At 49.8% G+C, this 15,384-nt stretch carries 19 protein-coding genes and 1 pseudogene; 8 read left to right on the top strand and 12 right to left on the bottom strand.

The window, feature by feature from the left end:
• Nucleotides 1-77 precede the first annotated feature (77 nt).
• From ACYVR3_RS10060 to ACYVR3_RS10045, 4 genes and pseudogenes are all read right to left on the bottom strand, one after another.
• Nucleotides 78-248, bottom strand: a pseudogene (locus ACYVR3_RS10060) (low temperature requirement protein A); the annotation flags it as partial.
• A 134-nt stretch (nt 249-382) separates the two neighbouring features.
• Nucleotides 383-1,159, bottom strand: coding sequence for an ABC transporter ATP-binding protein (locus tag ACYVR3_RS10055; protein ID WP_461244140.1), 777 nt, complete (start codon nt 1,157-1,159; stop codon nt 383-385).
• Nucleotides 1,160-2,194 (bottom strand): taurine ABC transporter substrate-binding protein, encoded by a 1,035-nt coding sequence (locus ACYVR3_RS10050; RefSeq protein WP_461244139.1) that lies wholly within the window; start codon nt 2,192-2,194, stop codon nt 1,160-1,162.
• A 40-nt stretch (nt 2,195-2,234) separates the two neighbouring features.
• Nucleotides 2,235-2,972 carry an ABC transporter permease gene (locus tag ACYVR3_RS10045; RefSeq protein WP_461244138.1) on the bottom strand — a complete coding sequence of 246 codons (738 nt, stop codon included), beginning with the start codon at nt 2,970-2,972 and terminating at the stop codon, nt 2,235-2,237.
• 612 nt (nt 2,973-3,584) lie between these two features.
• Between ACYVR3_RS10045 and ACYVR3_RS10040 the strand changes: the two genes are divergently transcribed.
• Nucleotides 3,585-4,436 carry an aldo/keto reductase gene (locus ACYVR3_RS10040; protein ID WP_461244137.1) on the top strand — a complete coding sequence of 284 codons (852 nt, stop codon included), beginning with the start codon at nt 3,585-3,587 and terminating at the stop codon, nt 4,434-4,436.
• On the opposite strand, the gene ACYVR3_RS10035 is transcribed toward ACYVR3_RS10040, so the two are convergent.
• The gene (locus tag ACYVR3_RS10035) at nt 4,430-5,311 is read right to left on the bottom strand and encodes a LysR family transcriptional regulator (protein WP_461244136.1); all 882 of its coding nucleotides are present in this window, start codon (nt 5,309-5,311) and stop codon (nt 4,430-4,432) included. The two genes, ACYVR3_RS10040 and ACYVR3_RS10035, sit on opposite strands and share 7 nt — an antisense overlap.
• A 105-nt stretch (nt 5,312-5,416) precedes the next feature.
• On the opposite strand from ACYVR3_RS10035, the gene ACYVR3_RS10030 reads away from it, so the two are divergent.
• From ACYVR3_RS10030 to ACYVR3_RS10015, 4 genes are all read left to right on the top strand, one after another.
• The gene (locus ACYVR3_RS10030) at nt 5,417-5,974 is read left to right on the top strand and encodes a DapH/DapD/GlmU-related protein (RefSeq protein WP_461244135.1); all 558 of its coding nucleotides are present in this window, start codon (nt 5,417-5,419) and stop codon (nt 5,972-5,974) included.
• A gap of 16 nt (nt 5,975-5,990) precedes the next feature.
• On the top strand, nt 5,991-6,734 hold the full coding sequence (locus ACYVR3_RS10025; protein WP_461244134.1) for an SDR family oxidoreductase: 744 nt from the start codon (nt 5,991-5,993) through the stop codon (nt 6,732-6,734).
• A gap of 17 nt (nt 6,735-6,751) precedes the next feature.
• Nucleotides 6,752-7,396 (top strand): NAD(P)H-binding protein, encoded by a 645-nt coding sequence (locus ACYVR3_RS10020; protein WP_461244133.1) that lies wholly within the window; start codon nt 6,752-6,754, stop codon nt 7,394-7,396.
• A 77-nt stretch (nt 7,397-7,473) separates the two neighbouring features.
• Complete coding sequence (locus tag ACYVR3_RS10015) at nt 7,474-8,490, top strand: alpha/beta hydrolase (RefSeq protein WP_461244132.1); 1,017 nt, start codon at nt 7,474-7,476, stop codon at nt 8,488-8,490.
• 102 nt (nt 8,491-8,592) lie between these two features.
• On the opposite strand, the gene ACYVR3_RS10010 is transcribed toward ACYVR3_RS10015, so the two are convergent.
• The 6 genes from ACYVR3_RS10010 to ACYVR3_RS09985 form a co-directional block, all read right to left on the bottom strand.
• Nucleotides 8,593-9,195 (bottom strand): NAD(P)-dependent oxidoreductase, encoded by a 603-nt coding sequence (locus ACYVR3_RS10010; protein WP_461244131.1) that lies wholly within the window; start codon nt 9,193-9,195, stop codon nt 8,593-8,595.
• Nucleotides 9,196-9,218: 23 nt separating this feature from the next.
• The gene (locus ACYVR3_RS10005; RefSeq protein ID WP_461244130.1) at nt 9,219-10,247 is read right to left on the bottom strand and encodes an NAD-dependent epimerase/dehydratase family protein; all 1,029 of its coding nucleotides are present in this window, start codon (nt 10,245-10,247) and stop codon (nt 9,219-9,221) included.
• A gap of 191 nt (nt 10,248-10,438) precedes the next feature.
• Entirely contained in the window at nt 10,439-11,017 is a 579-nt protein-coding gene (locus ACYVR3_RS10000; protein WP_461244129.1) for a TetR/AcrR family transcriptional regulator, read from the bottom strand.
• A 120-nt stretch (nt 11,018-11,137) separates the two neighbouring features.
• Nucleotides 11,138-11,806, bottom strand: a complete 669-nt coding sequence (locus ACYVR3_RS09995; protein ID WP_461244128.1) for a hypothetical protein — start codon at nt 11,804-11,806, stop codon at nt 11,138-11,140.
• Nucleotides 11,807-11,869: 63 nt separating this feature from the next.
• A complete protein-coding gene (locus tag ACYVR3_RS09990) occupies nt 11,870-12,220 on the bottom strand; it encodes an MmcQ/YjbR family DNA-binding protein (protein WP_461244127.1) in 351 nt (116 codons plus the stop codon).
• Between the two features lie 56 nt (nt 12,221-12,276).
• Entirely contained in the window at nt 12,277-12,990 is a 714-nt protein-coding gene (locus tag ACYVR3_RS09985; RefSeq protein WP_461244126.1) for a glycosyltransferase family 2 protein, read from the bottom strand.
• Nucleotides 12,991-13,313: 323 nt separating this feature from the next.
• Between ACYVR3_RS09985 and ACYVR3_RS09980 the strand changes: the two genes are divergently transcribed.
• The 3 genes from ACYVR3_RS09980 to ACYVR3_RS09970 all read left to right on the top strand — a co-directional run bounded on the left by ACYVR3_RS09980 (nt 13,314) and on the right by ACYVR3_RS09970 (nt 14,494).
• The gene (locus ACYVR3_RS09980) at nt 13,314-13,499 is read left to right on the top strand and encodes a hypothetical protein (protein WP_461244125.1); all 186 of its coding nucleotides are present in this window, start codon (nt 13,314-13,316) and stop codon (nt 13,497-13,499) included.
• A gap of 28 nt (nt 13,500-13,527) precedes the next feature.
• Nucleotides 13,528-13,974 carry an SRPBCC family protein gene (locus ACYVR3_RS09975; protein WP_461244124.1) on the top strand — a complete coding sequence of 149 codons (447 nt, stop codon included), beginning with the start codon at nt 13,528-13,530 and terminating at the stop codon, nt 13,972-13,974.
• 64 nt (nt 13,975-14,038) lie between these two features.
• Entirely contained in the window at nt 14,039-14,494 is a 456-nt protein-coding gene (locus ACYVR3_RS09970; RefSeq protein WP_461244141.1) for an RrF2 family transcriptional regulator, read from the top strand.
• 255 nt (nt 14,495-14,749) lie between these two features.
• On the opposite strand, the gene ACYVR3_RS09965 is transcribed toward ACYVR3_RS09970, so the two are convergent.
• Nucleotides 14,750-15,286 (bottom strand): plasmid pRiA4b ORF-3 family protein, encoded by a 537-nt coding sequence (locus ACYVR3_RS09965; RefSeq protein ID WP_461244123.1) that lies wholly within the window; start codon nt 15,284-15,286, stop codon nt 14,750-14,752.
• Nucleotides 15,287-15,384: the final 98 nt, after the last annotated feature.

The following is a 15,384-nucleotide window of genomic DNA, read 5'->3' as shown; positions in this document are numbered from 1 at the left end:
GCTTACATTTGAGGTCTGAGACCGCCCTTTGGCTCAGGCCGGCCCCACAGCAGGAACCTAGCCGCTTACCGGAATCGACGGTTCACGAACACGCTTTGCACCATCCATGAATTGATGAACACGATTACCACAAACGCAAAGACGATCAGCGAAAATGGTTCGACTACCCCATGATGCAGATGGTGAATCAGCCCCGTTGCCTTGGAGATCATGTAGACAAACACCAGATCGTAGAATAGCTCGATCATCGAAACTGGTTTTGACACGTTGCCCCACCCCCTATTTTTGATTAGTATACGGCGATTGGGGGCGCTACTCAACGACAAAACAGCCTTAAGCCTCCCCATCAAGGGTCGACTTAAGGCTGTTTGACATCACTCAATCACTGCCCATTAATCAAATCCAACACGTACTGCCGCTTCTCGCCAAACGCCGGCGTATAACGAATCGACTGATCCTGATCCGCAACGATGCTCTGGGTAAAGTTCGCCGGGAAGTCAGCGATGACTTGGCCAGGGTGCTTGGACATCACCAGAATGTGGGTCCCCAACAACAACGCCTCATCAACATCGTGGGTGATGAAGAAAATCGTTTTGCCGGTCTCGACCCAGAGGTTCCGAACCGGGGCCTGCATCTGTTCACGAGTCAGGGCATCCAACGCCCCAAAGGGTTCATCCATCAGCAGGATGTCTGGGTTATTGATCAATGAACTGGCGATATTGGCGCGTTGGCGCATCCCGCCGGAGAGTTCGTAGATCCGTTTGTCGCCGAATTCGCTGAGGCCGACTGCGGCGAGGTATTTGTCAACATCGGCATCGACCTGCTCCTTTGGGACGTGGTTCATTTTGGGACCAAAGGCGATGTTTTGGCGCACCGTGTACCAGTCGTATAGGGGTGGCGTTTGGAAGACGACGCCCCGCTGCGCATCAGTGCCCTTGATGGGTTGATCGTTCAGGAGCACCTGCCCAGTCGTTGGCGCCATGAAGCCCGCTAGGATGTTGAGCAGCGTGCTCTTGCCGCAACCGCTGGGGCCCATGACGCACACGAACTCGCCCGGGTAAATTTTCAAATTCACCTCACCCAAAGCCGCGATGTTTTGTTTGTGGTTTTGATAATTCATTGATACGTTTTGAATATCCAATAGTGCTTGTTCACTCATCTAGTCGTCTCCCTTCAAGAAACTACCGTCGATATCCTGACTTAACGCGCTCAGGCTCGGAACGGTGGTAATATTTTCCTGCGCCTTATGGAACTGCGCGGTCATCTGCAACGTTTTCGCAAAGGCGCCGTTCCCGTTGCTGCCAAATGCCTGGCGTTGCTCGGCAGCCGTCAGCCACTGATTATCAACGATTTGACTCTTCGCACTGGCCTTGGTAATGCCTTCCCAACTGGCAACGTCCGCAATTGCTTGTTGCGGGTGTTCATGGACCAGTCGGCTCACTGCTAACATCGCCTGTTCATAGTCGCGGGTCACTGCTGGATAGTTGGTGATCACGTTATCCGAGGCCACCGCGATTTCGGGAATTTTGATCCCCTGTTGCGACAATTGACCATCGTTGGTGATGATGGTCCCGGTCTTCACACATTCGTCCAAACCAGGGCTCCACGTGTAGGCGGCATCAATTTCCTTGCGCTTCCAAGCAGCCACGATGTTTTGGCCGGAGAGATCCATCAATGTAACATCCTTAGCACTTAACCCAGCTAACTTCAGCGCTTGGAGCACGGCGTAGTGGGAAGTTGTCCCGAATGGCACCCCAATCGTCTTACCCTTCAAATCAGCGACCTTTTTGATGCCAGTGCCGTTTCGGGCAACTAGCGCTTCAATATTGCCGCCTTCGTTGTACGGGATACCGACCGCCTTGTAGCTGACTCCGTTGACCAAGCCCAATGTCACGGGTGATGACCCAAACGAGGCCAGATCAAGGTCCCGGGAGATGAACGCGTTATTGATGTCGGTTCCGGCCGAGTACGTGGTGACCTTGACCTTGGTTTTAATGTATTTTTGCAAATACCCTTCCTTGGCCAAGATAGCGGATTCCGGGCCGCCTTCAATGATGCCGACACGCACCGTTTCCGGATAACGGGCCGCCTTAGTAGCATCCGCCTGCGCGCCACCGCTAGTCGATGAACAACCCGCCAACACCACTAAACTCAACGTTAACAACAACCCTAATAAGATGCCATTTCTACGCATGCCGTTCCCTCCCGCCTACGATTTGGTGTTCCAACAACAGTCAAATTTTATCGAGAATGATCCCGGTGATGCCCATGAGGATGATGCCCACGAAAACCACATCACTTCTGAGATATTTTGACGCATCCAACACCATCCAGCCAATGCCGGAAACGGCGGCGACCATTTCAGCCGCAACCGAAGTGGCGTAAGCGATGCTCATGGCGTTTCGCAAGCCCACGAAAACTTCTGGCAACGATGCTGGTAAGATGACGTGCACGAAAATCTGGCCCTGATTGGCACCCAACGTCCGCGCATGGTTGATGTAGTCCTGATTGACCCGGGTAACACCGGAGACACAGGAAACAAAAATCGGTGCGAAGGCCCCCAGAAACAGCAGGAAAATCTTCGATGTATCACCGGTCCCCATCCACAAAATGATAATCGTGTAGTAACCCAATGGTGGCAGCGGCCGGATAAAGGCGATGATCGGTTCAAATACCGCTCGAACCTTCACCGAATACCCGCTTAACAACCCCACCGGAATGGCGGTGACCACGGCAATCGCAAACGCGATAAACAGTCGCCGCAAGCTCGCCCACATGTGCGCCCACAGGGAGTTGCCCTTGTAGCCGTTTTGAATCAACTGCATGAAGCAGACCCAAATCTGCTTTGGCGATGGAATGATCAATTGTGACACCTGATGATTGGCAGTCACTAAACTCCATGCTAGTAAGATGACGGCAACGGTAATAATACTGATCCAGTAACGTTCCTTAAATTGTCTGATGATCCTCAATCCTCTCTTATTGCAATGCGGGGGCAATTAACACAAAAAGCGCCCCTTTGACTACGACTAGCCAAAGGGGCGCTTTCAACTGATACGCGCGGTACCACCCTATTTTGTATTAACGTTCAATACCTCAAACGTGCCCGAAGCTGATTACTTCGGAAACGTGGCAGGTTTAACGGCTGCACCCGGTGAAGTAGCGTGAACCACCTCACAGCTCAGAGCTCATCTTCACTCAGTTGCGTGCGTTCCCTTTTGCACCATCCGGGATCTCTGACGTGCACGCGCATGAGCTACTCTTCTCCTCATTGCATTATCATAATATTTTCATCATGATATAATGTGCCGTCCGCTGGGTCAATTGCTGGTTGATATGTAAGTTCTATCGTAGGGCGCCGGTCGTCATTTTGATCACCGAGTCGAACGCGACAATATCAACGTTAGGTTCATCACCATGCGATAGTTTTTTTCTATGAGCGAATGGTGTTTCACGTGAAACATTCTGCGGTTTTTCAAATACATCATAACTAAAACACATAGATTACTCACCAACATAAGCATTAGACATTCTCACCGACTCCCCGTAAGCTAATCACAAAACCACTTACGGAGGCTAACACGATGAAACAACTACAACTCAACAATGGTATCACCATGCCCCAACTCGGTTACGGCGTCTACCAAATCGATGATCTCACCCAGTGCGAACAAGGCGTCCTTGACGCACTACAAACCGGTTACCGGTTAATTGATACGGCAGCCGTTTACGGTAACGAAACCGCGGTCGGCAACGCCATCGCCAAAAGCGGCATCGACCGGCACGAAATTTTCATCTCAAGTAAGGTCTGGATCCAAGACACCGGTTACGACCAGACGATGGCGTCATTTCAAAAGACCCTCGACAACCTCCAGACTGACTACCTCGACCTCTACCTCGTTCACATGCCCTACGGCGACTACTACGGCAGTTGGCGGGCCATGCAGGACCTGTACCGAGCGGGCAAAATTCGCGCGATTGGGGTCTGCAACTTTTTGCCGGATCGGTTAGTTGACCTGATTGAAGCCTTCGACATCGTGCCAGCGGTCAACCAAATCGAATTACACGTCTTTTCGCAACGCCGTGAGTTACGGGATTTAATGACTAAATACCGGATTGCCCCAATGGCCTGGGCCCCCTTTGCGGAAGGACAGCACAACCTCTTCACCGACCCAACGTTAACTGCCATCGGTGACCAGTACGGTAAGACGCCCGCTCAAGTCAGCCTTCGCTGGCTACAACAACTTGGCGCGATTGCGATCCCCAAGTCCGTCCACTTAGCTCGGATTCGTCAAAATTTCGCCATCAATGATTTCGCTCTCAGTGAAACCGACATGACCACCATCGCCAACCTTGATACTGGTAACCCGTTGATTCTGGACGTGGCAACTTGCCAAGAGGCGTATCGGCTCCACAACATGACGGTCGTTCAATAATGTTCTGGCAACACCTCTCGCATGACTTTCAAAAACGCCGTTGCCGCCGGTGATAACGGTCGGTGTTGTGGCCAAATCAAACTTGAGTGGGCTTCCAGTCGCGGCGCTAACGGTACAAACCGTAAATCAGTATTGGCCGTGTTAATGATGCCATCTAAGCACAACGCCGCGCCAACGCCCGCCTCAACCATGATCGACGCGTTGTAGAGCAAGTTATAGGTTGCGGCCACGTTTAATTTTAAGTCGCTGGTGCCGATCCAGTCAGCCAGATAATCGATGCTACCGTGTTGCTGGGGCATGATCACCCGCTGATTGGCAAGGTCGGTGGCCGTGACGGTATTTTGCTGCGCCAGTGGTGAACCCTGCCGCACGAGGACGCCCCAAGCGGTCGTTCCCGGCAAACTGATAAAATCTTCTTCATCCTTAGCGATTGGTTCCATCACAACGCCGAAGTCAAAGACCCCGGCGTGCAAGCGCTGGTTCACATCATTGGCATCAGTACTATGGATACCTACCTGTACTTTCGGCGCCACTTGCGCTAATGCGTTAATGGCTTTAGCAACGGTCACCATCATGGGCGCCTCAGCGCTGCCAATCAAGATTCGACCGGTTAACTCTTGCGTCTGCTTAACGTTGGCCACCGTCTTATCCGCCAGTACAACGATCTGTCGCGCTTGGTTGGCAAAATACTGTCCGGCCTCAGTTAAATCAATGCTTCGACTGCCACGGTCAAACAACGTCACCCCCAACTCATCTTCTAAATCTTTCAATTGACGTGAAATCGTCGGTTGTGACACATGCAATTTTTCAGCAGCCCGTGAGATGTTACGTTCGTTAACCACCATCAAAAAGTACCGTAAAACTCGTAGTTCCATTCGCTCGCCTTCTATTCATTTTAAGCATAGTATACCATCATCATTAGGTATTAGACATATTGATTGAACCGATTTAAGATTAACTCATCAAAAGGAGGTCACCACGTGAATTTAGAAACTTTAATCAACGCTGGACCCATCAGTTGGTCCGGTGAAACCGCTCGAACCGTTGATGCCATCGTCGCTGAAACCAGCAATCACTTAATTGCCCTTAATCAAGCAACTACCGACACTGAACGACGGGCGCACCTCGCCACAATTTTAGGAACTGAACTTCCCAAAACTAGCGTCATCAACCCACCCTTTCAAACCGACTTCGGGCGCCACACCACCATTGGTGACCACGTCTTCATCAACCGTGAGAACTTTTTCGTCGATCTTGGCGGCATCACGATTGAAGACAACGTACTCCTTGGCCCCCGCGTCACCCTCATTTCAGTTAACCATAACGAGGACCCCGCACATCGTCGCGACCTCGTTCTCAAATCTGTCCGTATCTGTCGAGGCGCTTGGCTCGGTGCAAACGTGACGGTGGTTCCCGGCGTTACCGTTGGCGAAAATGCCATCGTGGCTGCCGGTGCCGTTGTCACCAAGGACGTCCCGGCCAACACCATGGTCGCCGGCGTACCAGCCAAAGTCATCCGCCCCGTTCACACCCATTAATAGGAGGAATTCAATTATGATCAAAGATAAAGTTGTTGTCATTACCGGTGCTTCTAGCGGCATTGGTGCCGAAACCGCCAAGTTACTCGCCAGCCAAGGCGCGAAAGTCGTCCTTGGAGCTCGTCGTGAAGACAAGCTCCAAGCCCTCGCAACCGAAATTATCGACGCTGGTGGACAAGCCGTTTACCGTGTGACTGACGTGGTACGTCCCGAAGATAACGAAAACCTCGTTCAGTTGGCTAAGGATGCATTTGGCGGGATCGACGTGATGTTTCTCAACGCTGGCTTGATGCCCGTTGCGCCGATGTCTAAACTGCACGTTGGCGAATGGGACAAGATGATCGACGTCAACATCAAGGGCGTGTTGAACGGGATTGCCGCTGCTCTGCCAACCTTTAAAGCGCAAAAAGCCGGTCACTTCGTTGCGACGAGTTCCGTTGCTGGTCTCAAAGCCTACCCTGGCGGTGCGGTTTACGGCGCAACTAAGTGGGCTGTGCGTGATTTGATGGAAGTCTTACGGATGGAAGCCGCTGAAGAGGGCTCCCACATTCGGACGGCCACCATCTATCCGGCTGCCATTAAGACCGAACTATTGAGCACCATCACCGATCAAGATGCCGCTCAAGGCGCGCAACAGATGTATGACCATTACGAAATCAGTGCTGACCGGGTCGCAAAAGTCGTCTCGTTTGCGATCGACATGCCAGCTGATACCAACGTTAGTGAATTTACCGTTGGCCCAACTGACCAACCTTGGTAATCTAGGAGGTTTAATAAATGACTAAAGTTTTAATTCTCGGTGCCCATGGTGCCACTGCCCAAATCGTCATCGACCGCTTACTCGATGAAACCCAAGATGAACTCGTGCTCTACCTGCGGAATGCTGAGCGCCTCAACCGTTACGCTACTAACGCTCGGGTAACTTTAATTGAAGGCAATGCCCAAGACACCACAGCTTTAGCAACTGCCATGACCGGCATCGACATCGTCTACTCCAACCTCGGTGGCGTTGACCTCGCCCAATCAACCAAGGCCGTTATCGCCGCAATGAACCAAGCCGGCGTTAACCGGTTGATTTTCTACAGCGCCCTTGGTGCCTTACACGAAGTTCCCGGCAAATTCGGTGACTGGAACGAACACGCCATTGCGGCTTACTTACCCGGGTTCCGTGAATCGGCAACGTTACTTACGGCGCACCCAGAAATCAACACCACCCAATTACGTCCTGCTTGGTTAACTGATCAACCGGAAATCGATTACGAAATTACTAGGGCTGATGAACCTTTCAAGGGGACCGAAGTTTCACGCCAAAGTGTTGCTGATATGGTCGTTCGCGTTATTAAAGAGCCAACACTTTACGGCAACGATAGTATCGGCCTCAATAAGCCAAATACGGATGGCAATCAACCGGCCTGGATCTAAAAGTCGCCCTACCTTACTTCGTTTATTCAAAGACGTAAATTAGACTCAAAATAACACACTTGAATGGAGATGTTTTAATGACAACCTTTCTGAATAATCCCCAATACCCCGCCGGCCACGCTAACGTCGAACACCGTAACCCTGAACTCGCTACTGGCGATCAACACGATAGCGCTAACAACTGGTATCAAAGCGATGCCGTTGACCAACAACCCGTTACGTTCACCAACGTCTACGGCATGTCACTTGCCGGTAACCTCTTTACGCCAAAGACGCTCGATAAGACCCAAACGCACGCTGCGTTAGTCGTTGGCGCTCCCAACGGCGCCGTGAAAGAACAAGCCGCCAACCTTTACGCCACCAAGATGGCAGAAGCTGGTTTCGTGGCCCTCTCCTTTGACCAAGTATTTTGGGGTGAAAGCGAAGGGTGGCTGCGAAATGCCATGGCACCTGACTTGTACTCCGAAAGTTTCTCAGCCAGCGCTGACTACCTTGGCCAGTTAGCCTTTGTAGATGCTGACCGAATCGGCGTTCTCGGGATTTGCGCTTCAGGAAGTTTTGCCATTAACGAAGCTAAAATCGATACGCGCTTGAAGGCCGTAGCCACCGTTAGTCTGACTGATATGGGCGCTGTTGCCCGCGGTATGCGTGATATGATGGGCGACCATGCCATGGCAGACGAGGCTTCTCACCAACGTGATGTTGAAGCAGCGGGTGGCGAGATTGCTTACACCTCTGGGACGCCGGAAACGATCGACGAGAACTCGGATGCCTTTGCGACCGAATTCTACGACTTTTACCGAACCCAACGCGGGGCTGCCGATACAACGACCCACCCAACTCTGACGACCTTTGCGAAGTTGATGAACTTCTACTCATTAAATGATGTCGAAACCATCTCGCCACGGCCACTACTGTTTATCGCAGGTGACCATGCCATGTCGCTGAACTTTAGCGAAGAAGCTTACGCTAAAGCGGCCGAACCTAAGGAACTTTACAAAGTTGCAGGCGCGGGCCACGTTGATTTGTATGACCGGACGGATTTGATTCCGTTTGGGAAGTTGAGTGACTTTTTTTGGGAACATCTGAAATAACTAAAATGACCAGTACGCTCTCCTTTTTGGAGGTCACGTACCGGTCTTTTTTATTAATTTCTATTATTAGCGTGTCTCCAGAATGCCACCCTCAAACGACCTTCATTCCTGCACATACACCGACTCGCCCACAAACCGATTTTGGGTTAAATTCGTCACCATAAATTCGGCTAAATCTGCCCGAGAAAGGTGGCCGTTGATTGACTTATTTGGATAATCACCATAGCGATAATTCCCTGTCGGCGCATCAAAGGTTAACGTTGGCGGCTGAACAATGGTGAATGCCAATCCCGATTGGCGGACAATTTTATCCTGCCGCTCCTTTGTCAGTAACATGGGCCGCATCGCAGCCATTACGGCCTTCATTTTTAAATCTAATTGACGACGACTAGCGGGACTAGTTCCGAAACCGGTCAAAATTTCTAACCGGTCAACGCCCGTTGCCATCATTGCCTCAGTGATATGGCGAGTTGGTTCTACGACACCGTAATCGCCCATGGTAATTATTGCAGCATCACTACCAGCCAAACTGGCCTGAATGCTGTCGCCTCGATCGTAGTCCACGTTGAACCATTGGACACCTACTTGTTGAGGACCGGTGTAGTCGTAGCGACTAGTCGCTATCACCGTATGCCCTTGCCGGAGCGCCTCATTGATCAAATAACTGCCGACACTACCCGTTGCACCAAAAATTGTGAGTTGCATATTGATTCCTTTCTACCGATAGTTTAGCGACTCGCCTTAGCGGTTGGCCCTAGTTGGTGATCACGCAATAACTGGTTTACCATGTCGCGGAGTGTTTGTCGAAAATCCGTGTACTGGTATTGATAAAACTCTGGGTGCAATTGCTGGTACGTCACTCGATTTTTGAAGCGGGGATAGAAGTCCGCGATGGTCGTGTTGAACTGAAAAGGCACTAGTAGACTTACTGGCCAACGGAATTGATGCCCCCGAAATCCTTGGTCACGGAAATCTGTTAAAACATCTCGTTTAACATCGGCCATGCTCATCGCCATACCCATCGCTAAATTCCGGGTACCATTGGCTTCGGTGTTAGCCATTAGTGCCACTTGCATCCGCGCCACGTCACGAACGTCCACCGCGTACCCGTTCAAAGGTAATTCAAACGGTAATTTCAGAATCTGATCAACCTGTTTGGCAGAGTACCGGGCCCACGGGACCAGCGATGGCCCCATGACGAAGCCGGGGTTGATGACGGTCATCGGAATTTGGCGGGGATTATGCTGGTGGTCCTTGATCAATCGCCAAGCTCGTCGTTCTTCCAGCGTCTTACTGCGTAGATAGTCGTTTAACCCTTTGGCTTCAGCGTTGGTCCAATCGGCTTCAGTATACGTTAATTTTCGCTGTCCGCCGTAGCCAATCGCCGCCTCTGAACTCGTCAACACGATTTTTTTCAGGGTTGGACTGGTTAAGGCCTCCGCAAAGATATTATCGATGCCCTTGATCACCGTCTCGCTCCGGTGATTTTCAGTCGCAACTGCTTGTGGTGAGGCCACGTGAAACAAAAATTGAACGCCCGCTAAGGCTTCGTGCCAACCAGCATCACCATTTAAATCAGCCTTCACCAGTTCAACACCTGGTAATAGTTCTTGAATGAACGGTAGTTTGCCTTCGGAACGATACGTGCCCCGAACCCGGTACCCCTGTTCTAACAAATCCTTCGCAAGCCAAGTTGCCATGTAACCCGTAATCCCAGTTACTAACGCTAAATCACCTTTATGCATCATCGTTGTCATTGTCGTACTCCTTTTAGTTAAATGAACGTTTATTCTTTTAATCAAGTTTTGAAAAGGGCCGCGTCTGCAACCCCTAAGTCGTTGTTTATCCTAAACGTTCATTCACTTAAAAGCAACCGAATTCCTAAAGTTAATCTGATCACCGGCCAAATACCTTGCGCCCCAAGGTATTTCAGCGTTAAATTAATCAGCTAGTTTTGCCGGCAAGCCGCCCACGCCATCTCAATCATGGTGCTGACCTCATCATCCGTCAACGGCTGCGATGCCCGGAAACGGGCGTCAGCTAAACTATCCAATGGTTGAAACGTGAAGGCAATCAGGAGCTCGGGTGATACTTGCCGTAACTGCCCGCTTTTAAGTCCTTGATGATAAAGCGCATGTAGCGGTTGCGCCCGCGCCATCCCGTTTTGATAGGCATCTGCCGAAATTAATTCTGGATTACTGTTAAACACCCGCATCACCGCCGCCTCCTTTGGGTACTGGCGAATTGCTGTGGCGTAGTTCGTTAACATCAGCTTAAACCGTCGATCGATTGTAAGTCCCTCAGGTTGCGGCTTGAAAAGTTCACCATCGATTTTATCCTTAATGTCTAAGTAGACCGCACTCAACATGTCCTGTTTATCTTGATAGTAAATGTAGAGCGTTGCCACCGAGACGCCCGCTCGCTTGGCGATTTTAGCCACGCTGAGATTTTGGTAGCCTTCTTGAATCACTAGGTTGATCACTGCATCTTGTAATGCGCGTATTTTATTTTCGTCTTTATGTCTCATGTGGTTGATAGTAAACGTTCATTTATTTAAAGTCAACTGACCACGTTAGATTAATCACCACCACTTAACGTCTACAACAAAAGAAGTTCACCCACGACCACATCATGGATGAACTTCTTTTTATTTTTCCAACTCACGAAAATGTTTAATCAATCTATCTTCATACTTCTCCGCCAACGCCTTAGGCTCGCCCGCAAATGCAACGCTGTACTGCTCATACACCGCCTTAATTTCATCAAAATTCACCACCGCTATTAGCGGACTCAGTACCGTTAACAACTGATACGCAAACTCAAGACAAGTGCGCTTGGTTGGCCACTTCACTAATGCCGCCAAAACCTGATGATAGGTTGCTTTTTGAACCGTTTCAGCCTGCTGAGCGCTCGCCTTAATGGTTTCGCCAATTTGGTACTGTAGATATTCCTTAAAATGGCGAACGTTATGTTTCTTAGTATCAACGTGTGCCGGCATCGCTGCTAGTTGACCCAACAAGTGAACCATCAGCAACATGCCCTCCGCTGAATCTTGCTGATACTGATCGATTCGATTTTCCAAGTCTTCGATGATATCGATCATATCGTACCAGCGCACCCACGCAATCTGCATCGACTCGATAATTTCATCTTGAGTCGCCACTTCTTCAAGGGCGTGTTCACTTAACTGGATTGTTTGCTGCGCCCGTTGTATTAACGCTTGCTGAAATACCGAGTCTCGTTCGGCATACTGCATCACAAATTGACGCAACGCCTGTGAATCCATCTGATTAATGACCGTTGATAATTGAGCCATTGCTAACAACCTCCTAGGATGTTTCACGTGAAACATAACAATGTGGAAAATGCATCACGACCGTTACTGCGTCGCCTCATAACTCCCCTCAATCAAATCCGCCAGCTCATCCACGGTTTCAAACCGCTCCAAAATCGCCGTGATCCAGTGTACCTTTGACATGTGGTAACCGGGTAAAAAATTCGGCTGAACTTGCAGAATCGAATTCAGTTCCGGTTCCACCTTGAAGTCGGCGATTTCAACTTCTGCCGTCCCGGGAAGGCCCAGTTTATCCGCGGGGACGTTCATAATCAAGCCGAACCATTTGCCATTCGGATGGCGCAGCGCCACGTAATTTGGATAGTGTTTGAACGGTCGATCAGCTTCCATGTTATATTCGTTTTCACAGTACGCAATTAGCTCATCCCTAGTCATCTCGCTCACCTCAGCTTTATTATAGCCAAGCTCAACGATTCGCGGTAGCGCAAATTTTAAATCGTCTTTCCTAACCGATAAATTTCATCAAAGACCCGGCCCTCAATCTGCCGCTCCTGCATCCGTCGCGTATGAATCGTACTATCCGGGCGATTGACCTTGGTGTATCGTAGGACCGGGTTATACAAATACGTCCCCCGCGTCCGGGCCACAAACTGGGCCGTAAACAGGTAATCCTCGGCAATCGACAATGACTCGTCAAACTCAAGGTCAGCTTGTCGAATCGCATCTAATGAATAAGCCTTATTCCAAACGTAGCCACCGACTTCGGTACCACGGTGGCTGACCTGCGTAAACATTTCGCGTTGCGTCAGCCGTTCGTAGTGGTTTTCTTTGCTGATTGGCGCGTGCCACCAGCGGTAACCCACCGTGACGGCCACAACGCCCGGCCGAAAGCCATCCAGCAATGTCTTCACATAATCAGGATGTAGTTGATCATCACCGTCCGCAAACGCCACAACATCACCAGTAGCGTGTTGAATGCCATAGTTCCGGGCCGCCGAAACGCCACGGTGGTTGGGAAATACCGCAACATGCGTCTCAGCCCGACTAGCTGCAAACCGACGTAGTTGGTCCGCTGAATCATCCGTTGACGCATCATCAATTAACCAAAGTTCAAAGGGTGCGGTTTGCTGTTCGAGCGTGGCTAACGTTTCTGGGAGGTAAGCGCCCAAGTTATGCACTGGGACGACTAACGTTAAGGTTGTCATAGTGGGATACCACCTTTCTCGGTTGAATGTGGCCCCTATTATGCTCGGTATGTGGGTGGTGTCAATGATGTTGGCTTGAGTTGAGGGAATTGGGACGATGGGCGCGTGATGTCTTTGAATTAAATTTAGTTGTCGCTTTGAGCATTAACAATCCCGCTGACTAACTCAAACACCCCTCTCCAAAAGTTAACTAAAAACAATTAATTGTGCTTTTTAAAGTTGCATTTTAAAATCAACGTGCTATACTGTGCTTATAAAAGTTGCAGTTAACCATTTACTAACTGTGCTTAAAATTATTGCATATTATCTTAGGAGGTTTTACCATGGCCACTCACAAGTTTAACATCAACACCCCATACCTAAAGGCCAGCATTGAGGCTACGTTACCAATCGACCGTACTGTCAGCCCTTTTCGAGCACTAATACAGCTTTATAAGAGCTACTTTAAGTTCGCAACTCATCAAACGCTCACCTTCTTCAAACACCCAGCACAATCAACGACTAAATAACTGACACAACCACTAAGGAGATTTTATTATGACAAACAACATCATCGCGCAAGCCACTGCTACCATCAATGCAAAAGCTGACACCGTCTACGCCCTACTAGCCGATCCCCAACTACACGCCACATTCCAAGACAAGCCCTTCTATGATTTTAAAGTCGAACAAGACGTTAAAGGCGCCGGTGCCATCATTAGCTTTAAAATTGACTTTGTGGGGGGCGCCATTGCATTTCGCATGGCTGTGACTGAAGCTGAACCCGGCCACCAACTCGTTTGGACCGATACCAATGATTCCGGTCTCGTCACCACTTATACCGTTACTGAACAAGGCGACCAGTCCCGCGTTGAGATCACGTCACAATGGGTTGGCCAAGATGGCATTGTCGGAACGCTGGAAAAAATCATTTCACCAATGCGGATGAAAGGCGTCTACAAAAAGGAACTCGCCCGCATTAATACGTATGCTCAACAGATTTAACTGTGCTTAAAATTATTGCATATTAACCTAATCCCGTTTATACTGCAATTAAACTTAAAAGGAGCTGATTGCTATTTCAACCCGTAATGTTCATATCGGCCCGCCGCGATTACGAACCGCGATTCAAGCCGTTGTATGGCTTGGCAAAAGTGGCGGTATTATCAGCAGTTCACTAATTGCTAGTCGTGTTAAAACGCACGCGACCTTTGTTCGTCGCATTATGACGTCCTTAGCCAAAGCCAATATCATCGCCTCAAAAGGTGGCCGAGATGGTGGCTACTACCTTGAAAAATCACCGGAAGATATCACTTTGGCTGATATCTATCTCGCTGTTGGCCAAGACGCAACACCCAAGCAAGATAAAGTTGACTTTGATTACCCAGAAGGTGAAGAACGGTTGGATGTTGAACAGTTTCAAGACGCACTCGAAACAATTCTCGGTGATGCCGAAGCCCAGGCAATTGACTACCTTAAAGGGGTTACCGTTGCGCAATTAATGGCGGAAGTTAAGATGATTTAACAGCTGGTGCTGAGTAGTGCTGGCGACGCGCATTGCTACTACGTTTGTTTCGGCGCTTTGGTGACTTTTTTCGTTCCGAATAATCGTCTGTATCCTGCAGCTTGTCTGCGCCTGTTCCTTTAGGCCACCACGCCGAAACGCGCAAAGAAATGCAAAGAGTTGCATACAAGGGCGGCCAAGCCTAATCCCCCAAAACCGGGGATTAGGCTTGGCCGCCCTTGTACTCCACTCTTTAACCGCATTTCTTTGCGCTCTCTAATTCCACCAACTCATCAACTTCATCAACTGCGCATTAATCTTCTTCTCATCATAAGCCGTCCCAGTAATCCCGGCTTCTGCCAGTTCCTTTGGGTCTGCCATCCGTGAATCTTCCGCTGGGGCATCGCCCTCGCCGTTGATGCTGATTGGGAGTTGTTGGTGACCCGCTGCGACGACTTTGTCGTAGTTCAGCGTCTCTTCCAATTCGATGACGTGTTGCCAGTCGTCGCCGAAATCGTAGGTGTACGTCACTGGGCCCTTCTTTAAATCAGGGAGTGCTGCGAATTCACCTTCTGGCTTGGTTTCCACCATGCCGAAATCATCGTCGGCCATCACGATGCCGTATTCCACGTTATCGTCCGTACTTGGGCGGAATGAGTGCAAGTGGGCATTTTGCCAGTCAAATAACACCTGGATAATGGCGTGTAATTGGTCATACCGCACCGTATCCGGCACCAGAATCTCGCGCCAAACTGGCTTGTCGGCTGCGTCCGTTAGTGTAATTTTAAGTTGAAGTACCTTTCCTTGATCCACGTTGATGTCCTCCTAGACTAATCATCTCTTAAGTAGTGACTCGCTCTGCGTCCTTATCGGTTAATTTAAACTAGCTTATATTTTCAAACCAGTCCAAC

The organism is Secundilactobacillus muriivasis (assembly GCF_054785195.1).
The sequence above is the reverse complement of the archived record's forward strand: the minus strand, read 5'-3'. Positions and strand labels throughout refer to the sequence as shown.